This window comes from Alcaligenes sp. SJTW-7, from assembly GCF_047716895.1.
GTDB classification, from domain to species: domain Bacteria; phylum Pseudomonadota; class Gammaproteobacteria; order Burkholderiales; family Burkholderiaceae_B; genus Alcaligenes; species Alcaligenes ammonioxydans.
The window spans coordinates 1,148,137-1,163,491 of record NZ_CP136682.1 but is presented as its reverse complement, the minus strand read 5'-3'; the positions used below and the strand labels follow the sequence as shown (position 1 = coordinate 1,163,491).

At 57.2% G+C, this 15,355-nt stretch carries 11 protein-coding genes and 2 tRNA genes; 3 read left to right on the top strand and 10 right to left on the bottom strand.

The window, feature by feature from the left end; all coding sequences use genetic code 11:
• Positions 1–24: 24 nt before the first annotated feature.
• The 6 genes from rbfA to scpB all read right to left on the bottom strand — a co-directional run bounded on the left by rbfA (position 25) and on the right by scpB (position 8,630).
• The gene (gene rbfA / locus RSQ48_RS05140) at positions 25–438 is read right to left on the bottom strand and encodes a 30S ribosome-binding factor RbfA (RefSeq protein WP_415302195.1); all 414 of its coding nucleotides are present in this window, start codon (positions 436–438) and stop codon (positions 25–27) included.
• Between the two features lie 3 nt (positions 439–441).
• Positions 442–3,495 carry a translation initiation factor IF-2 gene (gene infB, locus RSQ48_RS05135; RefSeq protein ID WP_003802467.1) on the bottom strand — a complete coding sequence of 1,018 codons (3,054 nt, stop codon included), beginning with the start codon at positions 3,493–3,495 and terminating at the stop codon, positions 442–444.
• A gap of 67 nt (positions 3,496–3,562) precedes the next feature.
• A complete protein-coding gene (gene nusA, locus RSQ48_RS05130) occupies positions 3,563–5,047 on the bottom strand; it encodes a transcription termination factor NusA (protein ID WP_003802468.1) in 1,485 nt (494 codons plus the stop codon).
• Positions 5,044–5,535: a ribosome maturation factor RimP gene (gene rimP, locus RSQ48_RS05125; RefSeq protein ID WP_003802469.1), complete on the bottom strand. Its 492-nt coding sequence runs from the start codon at positions 5,533–5,535 to the stop codon at positions 5,044–5,046. The genes nusA and rimP overlap by 4 nt, the downstream gene beginning before the upstream one ends.
• A 324-nt stretch (positions 5,536–5,859) precedes the next feature.
• Entirely contained in the window at positions 5,860–7,692 is a 1,833-nt protein-coding gene (gene rluB / locus RSQ48_RS05120; protein WP_003802470.1) for a 23S rRNA pseudouridine(2605) synthase RluB, read from the bottom strand.
• Between the two features lie 2 nt (positions 7,693–7,694).
• A complete protein-coding gene (scpB, locus tag RSQ48_RS05115) occupies positions 7,695–8,630 on the bottom strand; it encodes an SMC-Scp complex subunit ScpB (protein ID WP_230406270.1) in 936 nt (311 codons plus the stop codon).
• 132 nt (positions 8,631–8,762) lie between these two features.
• On the opposite strand from scpB, the gene RSQ48_RS05110 reads away from it, so the two are divergent.
• Positions 8,763–8,839 (top strand) — tRNA-Met (locus RSQ48_RS05110).
• Between the two features lie 815 nt (positions 8,840–9,654).
• A tRNA-Met gene (locus RSQ48_RS05105) sits at positions 9,655–9,731 on the top strand.
• Positions 9,732–9,885: 154 nt separating this feature from the next.
• Here RSQ48_RS05105 and RSQ48_RS05100 read toward each other — a convergent pair.
• Positions 9,886–10,848 carry a hypothetical protein gene (locus RSQ48_RS05100; protein WP_415302194.1) on the bottom strand — a complete coding sequence of 321 codons (963 nt, stop codon included), beginning with the start codon at positions 10,846–10,848 and terminating at the stop codon, positions 9,886–9,888.
• Positions 10,849–10,987: 139 nt separating this feature from the next.
• Between RSQ48_RS05100 and RSQ48_RS05095 the strand changes: the two genes are divergently transcribed.
• Complete coding sequence (locus RSQ48_RS05095) at positions 10,988–12,130, top strand: GNAT family N-acetyltransferase (RefSeq protein WP_415302193.1); 1,143 nt, start codon at positions 10,988–10,990, stop codon at positions 12,128–12,130.
• Between the two features lie 4 nt (positions 12,131–12,134).
• Here the strand turns inward: RSQ48_RS05095 and phaR are convergent, their stop codons facing one another.
• The 3 genes from phaR to RSQ48_RS05080 all read right to left on the bottom strand — a co-directional run bounded on the left by phaR (position 12,135) and on the right by RSQ48_RS05080 (position 15,231).
• Positions 12,135–12,677, bottom strand: coding sequence for a polyhydroxyalkanoate synthesis repressor PhaR (gene phaR / locus RSQ48_RS05090; protein ID WP_003802475.1), 543 nt, complete (start codon positions 12,675–12,677; stop codon positions 12,135–12,137).
• Positions 12,678–12,735: 58 nt separating this feature from the next.
• Positions 12,736–13,473, bottom strand: a complete 738-nt coding sequence (gene phbB, locus RSQ48_RS05085) for an acetoacetyl-CoA reductase (protein ID WP_003802477.1) — start codon at positions 13,471–13,473, stop codon at positions 12,736–12,738.
• Positions 13,474–13,599: 126 nt separating this feature from the next.
• The gene (locus tag RSQ48_RS05080; protein ID WP_059318787.1) at positions 13,600–15,231 is read right to left on the bottom strand and encodes a PHA/PHB synthase family protein; all 1,632 of its coding nucleotides are present in this window, start codon (positions 15,229–15,231) and stop codon (positions 13,600–13,602) included.
• Between the last annotated feature and the right edge of the window lie 124 nt (positions 15,232–15,355).

The following is a 15,355-nucleotide window of genomic DNA, read 5'->3' as shown; positions in this document are numbered from 1 at the left end:
ATCCGTGAAGAAACAACAGCCGCGTCAGGGCTGCTCGTCCGGCTCGTCCGATTTGGGCGCAGAGCCAGTCAATTCGCTATCGGCCTGGTTGGCGCTGTCGATAAGCTTGGAGAGCTCCATGCCCCGCTCCAACTGCCGGTCGTGATGAAAATGCAGAGTAGGAACGGTATGGATATGCAGCAGCTTGAACAGCAGGGAATGCAACCAACCGGCTTTCTCGGTCAGGGCCGCCTGGGCGACCTCAGGCTCGGCGCCCAGCACCGAGTAAAACACTTTGGCGTGCGCGTAGTCCGGAGACAGCTCCACGCCGGTCAGAGTAATCAGACCAGCGCGGCTCATGTCGATCTCGCGCTGGATCAAGACCGCCAGATCCTTCTGGATCTGGTCGGCCAGGCGCAGATTGCGCCCTGGGTTTGGTTTGGACTTGTGTCGTGCCATAAATTACAGTGTCCGGGCGATCTCTTTGATCTCGAAGATCTCAAGCTGGTCGCCCACTTGGATGTCGTTGTTGCCGCGCAGCGTAATACCGCAATCGAAGCCGGAACGCACTTCCTTGGCATCGTCCTTGAAGCGGCGCAGGGAGTCCAGGTAGCCGGTCCAATGCACAACGTTGTTGCGCAGCAGGCGAACCTGCGAATCACGACGTACCACGCCTTCGGTAACCATACACCCGGCGATGTTACCAATACGTGACACGTTGTAGACTTCGCGGATTTCAACCATGCCGATGATTTCTTCACGCTGCTCAGGAGCCAGCATGCCAGACAGGGCTGCTTTGACCTCGTCGACCGCATCGTAAATGATGTTGTAGTAACGCAGATCAATGCCGTTGGCTTCGGCCAGCTTCTTGGCGCTTTGCTCGGCACGGACGTTAAAGCCGATCACCACCGCGTTGGAGGCAATCGCCAGGTTGACGTCGCTCTCGGAGATGCCACCCACGGCAGCGTGTACTACCACCACACGCACTTCGTCGGTAGAGAGCTTGACCAGCGACTGCACCAGCGCCTCTTGCGAGCCCTGTACGTCGGTCTTGATGATCAGCGACAGGGTCTGCATGCCCTCGCCCAGGTTGTCGAACATGGACTCCAGCTTGGCGGCCTGTTGACGCGACAGTTTCACATCACGGAACTTGCCTTGGCGGAACAGAGCGATCTCACGGGCTTTGCGCTCGTCAGCCATCACCACCAGTTCATCACCAGCGGCAGGCACTTCGGTCAAACCTTGAATTTCCACCGGAATCGAAGGACCAGCCGACGTCAGCGATTTGCCCGTTTCATTCAGCATGGCACGTACGCGACCGAAAGACGCGCCAACCAGCACGCTGTCGCCACGGTTCAGGGTGCCGCTTTGCACCAGAATGGTGGCGACAGGACCGCGACCCTTGTCCAGGCGCGCTTCAATAACCGTTCCCTTGGCAGGAGCGTCAACGGGTGCCTTGAGCTCCAGCATTTCAGCTTGCAGCAGCACGTTTTCCAGCAATTCGTCGATACCCTGGCCGGTTTTGGCCGACACAGGAATAAAGGGCACATCGCCACCGTATTCTTCGGGCACCACTTCCTCGGCCACCAGCTCTTGCTTGACGCGCTCTGGGTTGGCTTCGGGCTTGTCGATCTTGTTGATCGCCACCACCAGCGGCACGCCGGCGGCGCGAGCATGGTGAATCGCTTCACGCGTCTGAGGCATCACGCCGTCATCGGCGGCCACCACCAGAATCACCACGTCAGTGGCTTTAGTACCGCGGGCACGCATGGCTGTAAAGGCCTCGTGACCGGGAGTATCCAGGAATGTGGCTGTACCACGTGCTGTCTTGACGTTGTAGGCACCAATGTGCTGCGTAATACCACCGGCTTCGCCCGAGGCAATCTTGGCGCGACGGATGTAGTCCAGCAACGATGTCTTACCGTGGTCAACGTGACCCATCACCGTTACGACAGGCGCACGGGGCTTGAGTTCAGCATCGTTTTGCGCGTCCGTATCAACCAGGAAGGCTTCTGGATCGTCCAGCTTGGCAGCAATGGCCTTGTGACCCAGCTCTTCGACCAGAATCATGGCCGTTTCCTGATCCAGCACCTGGTTGATGGTGACCATCTGACCGAGCTTCATCAGGTGTTTGATCACCTCGGCAGCTTTCACCGCCATACGGTGAGCCAGATCGCTGACCGAAATGGTTTCAGGCACATGCACTTCACGGGCAATGAATTCTGCCACTTGTGGTTCGCGACGCTCGGCCTGAGCGTTGCGGCCACCACGGCCACCTTTGCCTCGACCGGCCTTGGCATTGGCTTTCCAGCCTTCGCGACCACCACCGGCACCGGCCGACGCCACATCCGCCTTGGAAGGCTGCTTCTTGCGGCTGGCATCGCTGGTCCAGCCTGGCGTGCTGTCCGTCTTGACGGGTTTACCCGGGACTTTTTCGACCTTGGAACCTTTAACGTCTTTCTTTTGAGCGCCCTTGGCCGCTGTCTTGGTGTCAGCTTCCGGCTCGGGTGCGCGCAAGACTTTACGAGGACGATTCAACATATCGCGCAAGGCAGCGGCTTCTGCCTCTGCGGCCTTACGGGCGCGATCACGATCCTGGTCTTGCTCCACATCGGCGGCAACAGGAGGAATCACCGGGCCACGCGCGGCACGGCGCGGGCTGGTGGCAGCCACATCCCGTGGTTTTGCAGTCGATGTGGGCGTTTTAGTCCCTTGAGGGTGCTGAGTTTTATTCACAGAGTTAGCTTGACGGGCGTCGTTTACAGATTTAGTAGGTTCCACCGGCTTTTCTTGTGCCGTAGGAGAGGGAGCCGATTCAGTCTTTTGCTGAACAGGGGTGGCCGCCGCCGGGGCGGTTGCCTTGGCGGCAGGCGCGGGTTCCTGAGGCTTGGGCTCGGGTTGGGTTGGACTTTCCGGGGCAGCCGCAACGGGCTCCACAGGAGCAGCCGGTTCAGGCGCGGGCTCAGCAACAGGAGTCGGTTCAGGCGCGGTGCGCACTTCGGGTTCAGGCTCAGGCTTGGGCTCTGGCTTGGACTCGACAGGCGCGGCGGGCTCCTTCACAGGCGCTTCGGGGGCCGCAGCGACAGGCGCAGCAGGCTGACTGGCAGGAGCGGCAGGCGCCGCTTGAACAGCCGGTTTTTCCTGGCTGGCCACCTGGGCGGCCTGCTCTTTCGCATTTTCCTGCGCCAATGCCGCATTGGCCTCTGCCACCAGCTCGGACGGATCACGCTTTACAAACACACGTTTTTTGCGTGTTTCCACTTGAATGGTGCGGGAGCGACCCGACCCGTCATCCTGACGGATCTCCGATGTTTGACGGCGAGTCAGGGTGATCTTGTTGCCTTCCTGACTGCCGTGCGAGCGGCGCAACGATTCAAGCAGCTTCGCCTTATCCGAATCAGTGATGGCATCATCCACTGATTTGAGCTCAATACCTGCGCTACGCAACTGCTCCAGCAGAACATTCGCAGGCATTTTCAGTTCTTGAGCGAACTGGGCGACAGTGTTACTCGACATTCGACTCTCTCTTGCTTTACTACAACTATTCTTAATGAATACAACGCGCGGGACCTAGCTAGACATATCAGGCCTCGTCGTCAAACCAGTGGGCACGGGCACGCATGATCAGCTCGCTGGCCGCATCTTGCGCCAGGCCGGTCATCTCGGACAATTCGTCCGTTGCCAGTTCCGCCAGTTCATCCAGCGTTGTAATCTCGTTTTCGGCCAGGACAGCGATCAGCTCGGGCGTCATGCCCTCGACTCCTGCCAGCTCCTTGACCGCGGTCTGTACCAGCTCTTCCTTGGCAATGGCCTCGCTCAGCAGTGCATTACGGGCGCGGGCACGCAGCTCGTTGACGGTTTCCTCGTCAAAGGCTTCGATTTCCTGCAACTCCTGCAACGGCACATAAGCGATTTCTTCCAGACCAGTAAATCCTTCGTCGATCAGAATATCGGCCACAGCTTCGTCCACATCCAGACGGGACATGAAGGTGGCACGCAGTTCCTCGCGCTCTTCGTCCTGACGGTTGCGACTTTCTTCCGGTGTCATGATGTTGATCTGCCAGCCGGTCAGCTCCGATGCCAGACGCACGTTCTGACCTCGCGAACCAATGGCCTTGGGCAGGTTTTCCTCATCGACCACCACGTCCATGGCGTGCTTGTCTTCGTCAACCAGAATGGACTCGACGTGTGCCGGAGCCAGAGCGCCGATCACAAACTCGGCCGGATCATCCGCCCACAACACGATATCGACCTGCTCGCCGCCCAGCTCATTGCGCACGGCGGTCACCCGCGAACCACGCATCCCCACACACGTACCGATAGGATCGATACGCTTGTCGTAAGCAATCACGGCAATCTTGGCGCGCACACCCGCATCACGGGCAGCTGCTTTGATCTCCAGCAGACCCTGTTCGATCTCGGGAACCTCGTTCTCGAACAGTTCCTTGATAAATTCAGGAGCGGTACGCGACAAGATGACCTGTTGGCCACGCGCGGCGTAATCCACTTTCTGCACCCAGGCTCGAACTCGATCGCCCACACGGATATTTTCCTTGGGGATCATTTCCGAGCGAGGCAAACGCGCCTCGATCTTGCCCATTTCAATAATGGCGTCGCCCTTGTCCATACGTTTGACCGTGCCAGAGACAATGGTTTCACCACGCTCCAGAAAGTCGTTCAGGACCTGTTCGCGCTCGGCGTCACGGATTTTTTGCAAGATGGCCTGTTTGGCCGCCTGGGCACCGATACGACCAAACTCGATAGGCTCGAGCGGCTCTTCGATGTAATCGTCCACTTGCAGATCGGGGTCGATTTCCTGGGCATCCGACAGCATTTCCTGCTTGTCGGGCTCTTGCAGGCCAGCCTCGTCGGGCACGACCAGCCAGCGCCGGAACCCTTCATGGGCGCCGGTTTCCCTGTCGATTTCCACTCGGATATCAACATCTTCTTTGAAGCGCTTTTTCATGGCCGAGGCCAAAGCGCTTTCAAGCGCGGTGAACACGACTTCACGCGCTACAGATTTTTCACGCGCCAGCGCATCGACCAGCAATAGAATTTCGCGACTCATCGCTTCTTACCCTTGAAATCAAGAACGGGATCCAATTTGGCACGATCCACCTGGTCATAGGTGAATTCGACCTGCGTCAGCTTGCCCGATGCTTCGTCCAGTTCCAGCCTAAAAACGGTATCCAGCGGAACACTAGCCGGTAGCGCCCCTTCGGGAGCGTGGAGCGTACCCACAAACACTTTCCGATTGTCGATAGCCTCGTGCAGGCGCACCTGCACCCGACTGCCGGCAAAACGCACGTAATCGCCAATCCGCAACAGGGGACGATCCACCCCCGGAGAGGTCACTTCCATGCGTTTGTAGTCCACGTTTTCCACTTCGAAAACGCGCGATAATTGTTTAGACACCCATTCACAGTGCTCGATACGTACCCCTTCAGGGTGATCGATGACGATGCGTAACAAGCCAAGCGGCGCACGCTCAACGTCCACCAGTTCGTACTCAGTACCCGCTAGGGTCTCTTGTGCCAAAGCTAGAATGTCTGCCATAAAATCCAAAAAAAATGGGCTGTACGCCAGCCCATGGTAACCATGCTCACTTGAGGGTCAAGCGGGCCCTGGTCTTGCGCATTGCCAACGTCAAACTCGGAATGGTTGCAGGCGCAACCGAACCGGATGATTTATGCGGCCTTTGCCTTGAAAGGCCGCCCTATTCGCTGGCGCGCAGCATCAAAAAAGACCCAGCCGACACAAATGTCTCTGAGCCAAGTTCCATATTCTACCAGAAAACCGGAAAATACGTGCATTCACACGGCCTTACAGGCCCAAACCGCAGGGTTCGGGCCACAAACTCAAGGACCGCGAGATCCGGCTTTACCGGCGCCCGCGCCCCAGATGGGATTCGTGAGCAGCCGAGCCGGCCGGTTGCCAGTCATCATCACGACGGCTGACACGGCGCACGACTGTTGTTTTCTTCACATGAACCTTGGCTGTTTGCCCGGCAGCAGCACGTTCCGAAGTGCCGCGACGAGCCGAAGGCGCCCGCCCCTCCTGTGCGCCGCGGGCATGACCGCCACGAGCCTGATCACCACGAGCAGATTCACCGCGAGGCAGCTCGCCACGCGCCGGACGGCGGCCAGCATGAGCGCGCGCCCCCTCTTGTGAACGATTGTCCGGGGCACGACCTTCCAGGGAACGTCCTTCTGTCGTACGGCCACGCTGCGGACCGCGACCACCTTGGGTGGCGCGGGGCGCGCCCCGTCCGTTTCCGGTACGCTCACGGCCGCCTTGCTCACGACGCCCACCATCAGGATGGCCGTTAGCCAGACCACCACTGATAAACAGCGCACCGCTGACGGACTCGTTAACGCGCACATTGTTGGAAGAACGACCACGCCCGCTGGCCAGTCGACCGCCACGCCCAATCCGCGCACCGCTCAGCCCATTGTGTTCCAGCGTACCGAAACCAGGGGGCAAAGCGCTGTCATGCGACAGCGGCTGACGCTCACGACGCTGATGCGAGCCATCTTCATCCAACTCTTTCATCAGACCCAGGCGCAACATGAATGCCATCACAACGTCCGCATCCAGCTCTTCCCAGCGACCGCGACGCAGGCTCTTGGGCAGACTCACGTCACCGAAACGGGTCCGAATCAAACGACTCACCGTCACGCCCATGGCCTCAAACATGCGACGCACCTCGCGGTTGCGCCCTTCGTGAATGGTGACGCGATACCAGCGATTGCTGCCCTCGCCACCCAGAAACTCGATCATGCCAAACTTGGCCAGACCATCCTCAAGCTGAACACCATCACGCATGGACTGCATCTGCTCTTCGCTCAGCTCACCCAAGACCCGGACAGCATACTCACGCTCGGCGCCGTAGCGAGGATGCATCATGCGGTTGGCAATATCACCGGACGTGGTGAAGATCAGCAAACCTTCCGTGTTCAAGTCCAGACGACCGACCGACAGCCACTTACCCACTTTCAGCGAAGGCAGGCGACCGAACACCGTGGCACGGCCTTCGGGGTCATCATGCGTCACAATTTCACCCGCTGGCTTGTGATAGAGAATCACACGCGGAGGGCGCTTGGTATTGGCACGATTGATCAACTGACCGTTGATACGCACTTTGTCATCTGCACTCACGCGCTGCCCGATATGAGCGGGCTCGCCGTTTACCGAAACCCGTCCCGCAACGATCAACTCCTCCATGTCGCGGCGTGAGCCAATACCGGCTTCAGCCAGCACTTTGTGCAATTTTGGTTGCACCAGCTCGCTGCCCATGTACTTGCCCAGACGCTGCGAGAGGCGATTTTGCTTATCCAGATGACTGAATGCGATGTCATCATCACCGTCCAGAATCACGACTGGCGCATCATCAGCCGGGTTCGAGTAACGGGCCGGCTGGGCAGTGCCAGAACGCTTGCCGGGGCCGCCGCGCGCGTCCTGACGACGGCCAGCAGGCGCAGGTTTGCGGCGATTGTTTTGTGGGCGGGCCGGACGCGCCTTGACCTCACCGGCAGCGCTCGTCTGAGCCTCGTCATTCTGGCGTGGAGCAGACTCTTGGGTCGCGTCACCACGACGGCGACGAAACGGAGTACGCAATTTGCGCCCCTGGCCTTTCGCGCGGGGATTCTTGGGGTCGGCCGCGCCAGCGGTATCCGACGTGGAGGCTGTGTTCGTCTCGTGCGAATCAGTCATTTTTAATCATTTACTCCAGAGTTTTTTATTTCGTCCGGTACCTGTGTATCCGATAGGCCAGCCGCAGCCTGGGCCTCATCCAAGGAGTCCGGTGTCATATTCACTTCAGCTTGTTCCGTTTGTGGCGACCCCGCTTCTGAGGCCACCCCAAGCCAATTGTCCTGATTGCCTGACTCGGAACCCGGTTCGGATTCCAGCTCAAGCTGAGCAGCACAGACCTGTAGCGGCTCCGTACCCTCTTCCAAAGCAGCGCTCTGCTCTGCTTCTTGTTCTATGCCCTGCTCTGCCTGGGAGCCAGCCGGCTGCACCCCAGCGGGTGCGGGCGCCTGCCCTGCCACTTGTTCCTGACTTTGGTCCCGAAGATCCGCCTCTTGCTGAGGACCCAGGGGCTGGCTCTGCTCTTGATCCGCCCCCTGCTCCTGTGGCGGGTCAGCCGACACCAACGGCTGACCATTGGGCAAGGAGGCCAATGCATCCAGAGAATCCAAGGTCTCAACCGAGGGCAACTCATCCAAAGAGCGCAAACCCAAATCATTCAGAAACTGACGGGTCGTGCCCAGCAATGCAGGGCGACCGGGCGCATCACGATAGCCCAGCACTTCAATCCAACCCCGATCTTCCAGCGTCCGCACAATCTGAGTCGATACGCTAACGCCACGTATATCCTCGATATCGCCGCGGGTAACGGGTTGCCGCCAAGCAATGATCGCCAAGGTTTCCAGCACGGCCCGCGAATACTTGGGCGCGCGCTCCAGACTCAGGCGGGACAAAAACACTTGCATGGCCGGGCGACTTTGAAAGCGCCAACCCGAGGCAACCTGAACCAGTTCCAGGCCACGCTCCTTCCAATCCAATTGCAAGATGGCCAGATAACGACGCAGATCATCTGCGCTCAGCGGCGGGGAGACGAACATCTTGCGCAACTCGGCGCTGTTCATGGGCTGCTGCGCACACAGCAAAGCCGTCTCCAGGACTCGGATTATTTCACTTTCGGTCACTGCTGGGAAGCCTCACTTTCTGGCGATACTTGCATAAAGCAAAAATTCCATGTTAATATCTATTTTTTCCGGCGCGGGGTGGAGCAGCATGGTAGCTCGTCGGGCTCATAACCCGAAGGTCGTAGGTTCAAATCCTGCCCCCGCAACCATCACCCGGAACTGCTTAGCAGAATCAATCAAGCCAGCCAATTTGTGCTGGCTTTTTTGTTGCCCGCCGTTTGGGTCCGCCTTGTGATGCACCGCAGCCTGCGCGCGCTGGCACAAAGCAGCAGGCGCGATCCCTGTTGCAACACGCAGGCGAACTGTCATGCTTGCCAGCCGTGTCCCACCAACCGCCATCGCTGCCAAACAGGCGGATACCGCTAAAGACGCGCGCGCCCATACACGCCCCCGGTTCAAACCCGACACGGCCGCATTACAAGCGATAAACAATTTTGTGTAAGCACACATGCTGATGATGAGTACGTCCGCAAGCCCTATCGGACTGGATTTGAATTGGCGATCCACATTCAGGACCGCGAAAACAGCACAACAACGTTTGGGGCAATAACTGATCGGGGCACAATTCAGGTCGGCACAATCAAACACCTGCAGCGCTACACCTAGCAAGCACCACAAGGCTTATCGATTGCCTACACCTGAAACAAAGCCAGAAACAGAGAAATTCGTTTTGCCGGTACATCCCGCCTAGTAGGGGAGCCGACTGCTATCACAGCCAGATGCCAGCTATCAAGAGCTGGTCGCTATACAGGAAGCCGCTTGCGCGTTTGAGCTTTTAGAAATGCCAGACCGACTGAACCTGTAAGCACACTATGTATTACACCATTGCGACCGGCAAGACGCAAGAAAATTGAAAGACCCTTTTATCCACACCTCCCCGTGCAGGGCGCCTCAGGCATAAAAATGAAATAAACACGCCATGCTATGTACATAATCAAAAACTATGTTATAGTTACTTCTCTGACGCGGGGTGGAGCAGCATGGTAGCTCGTCGGGCTCATAACCCGAAGGTCGTAGGTTCAAATCCTGCCCCCGCAACCAAATTTAAAAAACCGTCGCTTATGCGGCGGTTTTTTTTTGTCCTTATTTTCCGGCAATCATCTGCTGCCTATCACCTGACAAGCGTATGGCTTGTCGTATGGCCTGCCCCCTGGCCGTCCCCAAAGCCTTGACGAACCAGCACGTTCAGCGACCACTACGGCGCTACCGCCGTCTTGCGCTGTGCCAACCACTGCAAACCGGACCGCACATGATCGCGCAGCCAGGCATACACAGCCGGGGTCTGCCCCGTCTCGAACTTCGCGTGCAGTCTCAGACCAGAAAGCATTTGCCGCACCCCCTCAACAGACACTCCTGGCTCCAGATGCACCATGGACCACGGCGGGTCCATCTTGACATCCAAGGACAATCGCCCTTGCGGAGCGGGCAACTGCCCAATAAATGCCAGCAAGGCATGGCGGCTGTCCCGATCAGCCACTGAGTCAGGCATAAGTCGCACGGCGGTGCGCGCCGCCAGCAAAGCCTTATCAATAGAGGGACGCGGGTCCTCATCCATGCTCATGCTCATCACCACAACTGGCATGACCATGGATTGAATCAGATTCTGATTGTCCAGATACAGCCTCAGGCTTTTCAGTTGCGCCTGCTCAAGCTCGCTCTGGCTCAAGGCGCGTCCCGCTGCGGACTCAATGCCAAACTGCGCCTGAACCCGAAATTCTCGCAGGGACTGGCTGCGCAACCGAAGCTGCTCCAGATACAGATGGGCCGAGGCTGGGTCCCAGTGGTATTTAAGCGAAAAATCCATCGGCTTGGCTTGCAGGCGCATAATGTAGTCCTGCCCCGGCAGCCGCCCCGTCAAAATATAAATACCACTGATCGCCATTTCTATGGCTTGAGGCATATCTTGCTGCCCCGAAAAATCGGCCAATCCCTTATCTTGCAAAACCAGCTCATCAAAGGCCAGCAGCATCGACGAATACCCTGTTGACCATTGGGCATTGTGAACACGACAAGCTCCCTGCTCATCTTGCATCTGCAGCTCGGCACCCGACTGCGGCTCCAAAGCCACGTAATGACGCAGATACTCACAGGCCGGGCCTGCTTGAGCTGAGGTCGCCAGCATGATCGCAAGGCCCAACGCACCGGCAATTTTCTTCATGAATGTCTCTAATTGAACCCGTTTGGGCACCGATGCCAAACAAGCCTTCCCTTTGCATAAAACGCTGGCTAGTATACAAAGCCCTCAGGACGTATGCCCTGCTCTGTTTCACAATAGGCTCACCACCGCCCCGATTGCCATGGACAGCACAGAATCACTCCAATTTTCCCTTTGCACGCAACTGAACCAGCTCGATGCGGCAGGCTGGGACACCTTGTCGGGCCATCATCTGCTGGTCAGCCATGCTTTTTTAACGAGTTTGCATGAAAGCGGTTGCGTCACCCCTCAGACAGGCTGGTCGCCGCATTACCTCTTGATGCATCGTGGTGCGACTCTGTGCGGCGCCGTACCGCTATATCTGAAGCATCACTCCCGGGGGGAATACGTGTTTGATCAGGGCTGGGCTCAGGCCTATCAACGTCATGGTCTGGACTACTACCCCAAGCTCTTGTGTTCGGTTCCGTTTACGCCTGTCAGCGGCCCACGTCTGCTGGCCGGTACACCAGAAGATCGCGTCTTGCTGGCACGGCAGCTCATTGAACTGACGCGCAGAAATCAACTGTCCTCTGTCCATGTGCTGTTCCCTCACGCAGACGACCGGTGGGCTCTGGAACAAGCGGGCTTCATGATGCGCCAGGATGTGCAGTTTCACTGGCAGAACCGCGATTACGCCAGCTACGAGGACTTTCTGGCCTCGCTAACCCAACAGAAGCGCAAGAAAATGCGGCAAGACAGCCGCAAGGTTTACGAGCAAGGTCTATCGTTTGAGCACAAACAGGGCCTGGAAATCAGCGAGCGGAATCTGGATTTTTTTTACCGCTGCTACGCCAATACCTACCAGGAGCGTGGTCAGCATCCCTATCTGAACCGAGACTTCTTTGCCCGCCTGCGCGACCAGATCCCCGAGTCCCTGGTACTGATTCTGGCACGCCAACAGGGAGCATATATTGCCTGCGCCCTGTCGCTACGCGACAAGGACACCCTGTACGGACGTTATTGGGGCTGTACTGCCTACGTACCCGGCCTGCATTTTGAGACCTGCTATACCCAGGCGATTCAGTTTTGCATTGCGCAGCAACTGCGCTTTTTTGAAGGCGGCGCACAAGGGGAACACAAACTCTCGCGCGGCCTGTTGCCCACACCGACCTGCTCCGCTCACTGGATCGCAGACCCTCGCTTTGCTCAAGCAATTGATGCGTTTTTGCACGAAGAAGCGGGCCATGTGGCCCGCTATGAGGAAGTGCTCAGCCAACACACCCCGTTTAAAACACGGGTGGACTAAACAATCAGTCTTTCTTGTCTTTGCCCGGTGGCGCAAAAGGAAAGACCGAAAACATTTGCCGGGTCTGATCTTGCATCTGGTCCTGCATTTGAACAAACAGATTCTTGCTTTGATCAATATAGCTGTTCATGACAGTTTGCATGATCGGGGCCTGCACACTCATGAACTGCGCCCAAGCCTCGGGGCCAAACTGGCCACCATACATCCCCTTGGACTGCTCGGTCATGCGTTCCTGAATCTCCATGAATGCCTGAATATTCTTTTCCAGATACGAGCCCATCACCCCTTGCATGGCATTGCCATAAAAGCGGATGATCTGCATCAGCACTGGAGTGGAGAACATGGGGATACCCCCGCTTTCCTCCTCAAGAATGATCTGCAGCAAAATGCTGCGCGTCAGGTCCTCGCCGCTTTTGGCATCGACGACCGCGAACTCCTCCCCGGACAGCACCAGCTGCTTGACATCAACCATGGTGATGTAAGCGCTGGCCTGTGTGTCGTACAAGCGACGATTGGGGTATTTCTTGATGAGTCGAGGAGATCCCATGCTGGTGCTTACTTCCTAATCAATAAAACAAAACATGCACTGTGTACGTCTGCAAGCCTTAGCTCATGTGCAGACCGCCATTCAGGGAGAAATCCGCGCCAGTGGCAAAACCCGAATCACCCGACGCCAGCCAGGCAACCATGGACCCGATTTCATCGGGGGTGCCCAAGCGCCCCACCGGAATGGTAGCGACGATTTTCTCCAGAACGTCAGGACGAATCGCCCGGACCATGTCGGTGCCAATATATCCGGGGGAAATAGTATTGACTGTCACCCCTTTATTGGCAACTTCTTGAGCCAAGGCCATCGTAAAGCCATGAATACCGGCTTTGGCTGTCGAGTAGTTGGTCTGGCCAAACTGACCTTTTTGCCCATTGACCGAACTGATATTGATGATACGCCCCCATTGACGCTCCACCATGCCATCGATCACTTGCTTGGTCACGTTGAACAGGCTGTTCAAATTGGTGTCGATCACGGCACGCCAGTCTTCCTGACTCATTTTACGAAAGGTGCCATCGCGCGTGATCCCTGCATTGTTGACCAGCACATCCACACGGCCAAACTCGGCAAACACTTTCTTGAACGTCTCGACAGTGGAGTCCCAGTCTGCCACGTTGCCCACCGACGCATGAAAGGCGTAACCCAATTCGGCCTGTTCGCCCAACCATTTCTGAAAATCACGATTGGGGCCGCAGCCTGCAATCACGGTGAAACCGTCCTTGGCCAGGCGCTGACAAATGACTGTCCCTATCCCTCCCATACCACCAGTTACGTACGCTACTTTGCTGCTCATAGACATCTCCAGAAAGGGGTGACAAAGCTCATATCCCTGCGCCAGCCCGGGCAATGAGAAAGCCTGACATCGGGATGAAGGAAGCAGGCCAGCGGCCCTGCTCCCAAAATCTGAAAAACGGAAGAATTAACTGGCACGCACTTTTACATAACTGCCAGGCGCCTCTTCCAGAACGGGATAGCGCGCATTGCCCAAGCGACGTTTGGCGCGACGCCGCGATCCCGACAAGGGCGCAAGCCAGGCAATCCAATCCGTCCACCAACTGCCGGGAACAGACTGGGCCCGCTCCAGGTACTGCTGAGCCTGCAGGCTGGCAAGGGGTTCATCTTCCTGCAGCACCCAGTAGTTACGGCGCTGTTTGGCAGGGGGATTAATGACGCCAGCGATGTGGCCCGATGCTCCCAGCACAAAACGAGCTTGGGCAGCAGGCAACGCCCGCAAAGAAGCATAGGCCGATTGCCACGGCACAATATGGTCTTCTTTGGAACCGTACACATAAACCGGCAAAGCCAGGCTGCTCAGGTCAGCACGATACTGACCGACCGGCACTCCCCCATCCTGAATCAGACGGTTTTCCAAGTAGGTGTTACGCAGATACCAGGTAAAAAAAGGACCGGGCAGATGCGTGCCATCAGAGTTCCAATACAGCAAATCAAACGCAGGCGGCTTCTTGCCCTGCAAATAATTACTACTCACATAATTCCAAACCAGTTCGGCGGGACGCAAAAACGAAAAGGTACTGGCCAGTTCACGGGCATTGAGCAATCCCCCCTGCCCCAACTGCCACTCCCGAAAGGCAACCTGCGCCTCGTCGATAAAGACGTTGAGCATGCCGACATCGCTAAAGTCCAGCATGGTGGTCAGCAGGGTCATGGACGCGGCTGGCTCCTGCCCTTTGGCACGCGCCAGCGCCAACGCGCTGGCCAGCAAGGTGCCTCCGATGCAAAAACCCAGCGTATTGATCTTGTCCTGCCCCGATAGCTCCTGACTGACACGAACCGCCTCGAGCACGCCTTGCTCCAGATAATCCTGCCAGCTCAGGGCATGAATATGGGGCTCATCGGTAGGCTGAGGATTTCGCCAGGACATCAGATATACGGTCAAGCCCTGATCCAGGGCGTGACGCACAAAGGAATTCTCAGGCTGCAAATCCAGAATATAGAATTTGTTGATGCACGGTGGCACGATCAGCAACGGCACGGCATGCACCATCGCGGTGGTGGGCGCGTACTGGATCAACTGAAAGATATCGTTCTGAAACACCACAGCACCAGGCGTGGTGCCCACGTTAACCCCAAGCTGAAACTGGCTTTCATCCGTTTGCGTCAAACGTCCTTTTTGCCAGTCCTCCATAAAATTGGACATGCCCTCCAGGACCGACTGGCCGCCAGTATCCATCATGGTCTGCAGGGCCTGGGGATTGAGCATCAGGTAGTTGCTGGGCGACATGGCCTCGGCCCACTGCATGGTGGAAAAGCTCAGACGCTCGTGCTGGGCCTCATCCAGCTCCATCAGACCGAGCATATCGTTCATGGCCTGAACACTCAGTTGCCAGACATGGGCATTGAACAGGGCGGTAGGATTGTTCTGCCAAGCGGCATCGGCAAACCGTCTGTCTTTCGCCGGGGGCAAGTCGCCACGCTGGGCCTGTTCCCACAAATTCTGCCACTGCTGCAGGTAATGGGCTTGCAATTCAGCACAGCGGGCGGCATCGATCGGTTTGCCAAAACCTTGAAAAGCACGGTTGTTACTCGACATCTGCCACCTGTAAACGAATTGCAAATACGCTTAGAGCATGACGTTCGTCGCAAACCCAGTCAATTGGGGTAATTAATTAGGCTGACACACCATCAACTGAAACCAAAGCCTGCTTTTCATAGTG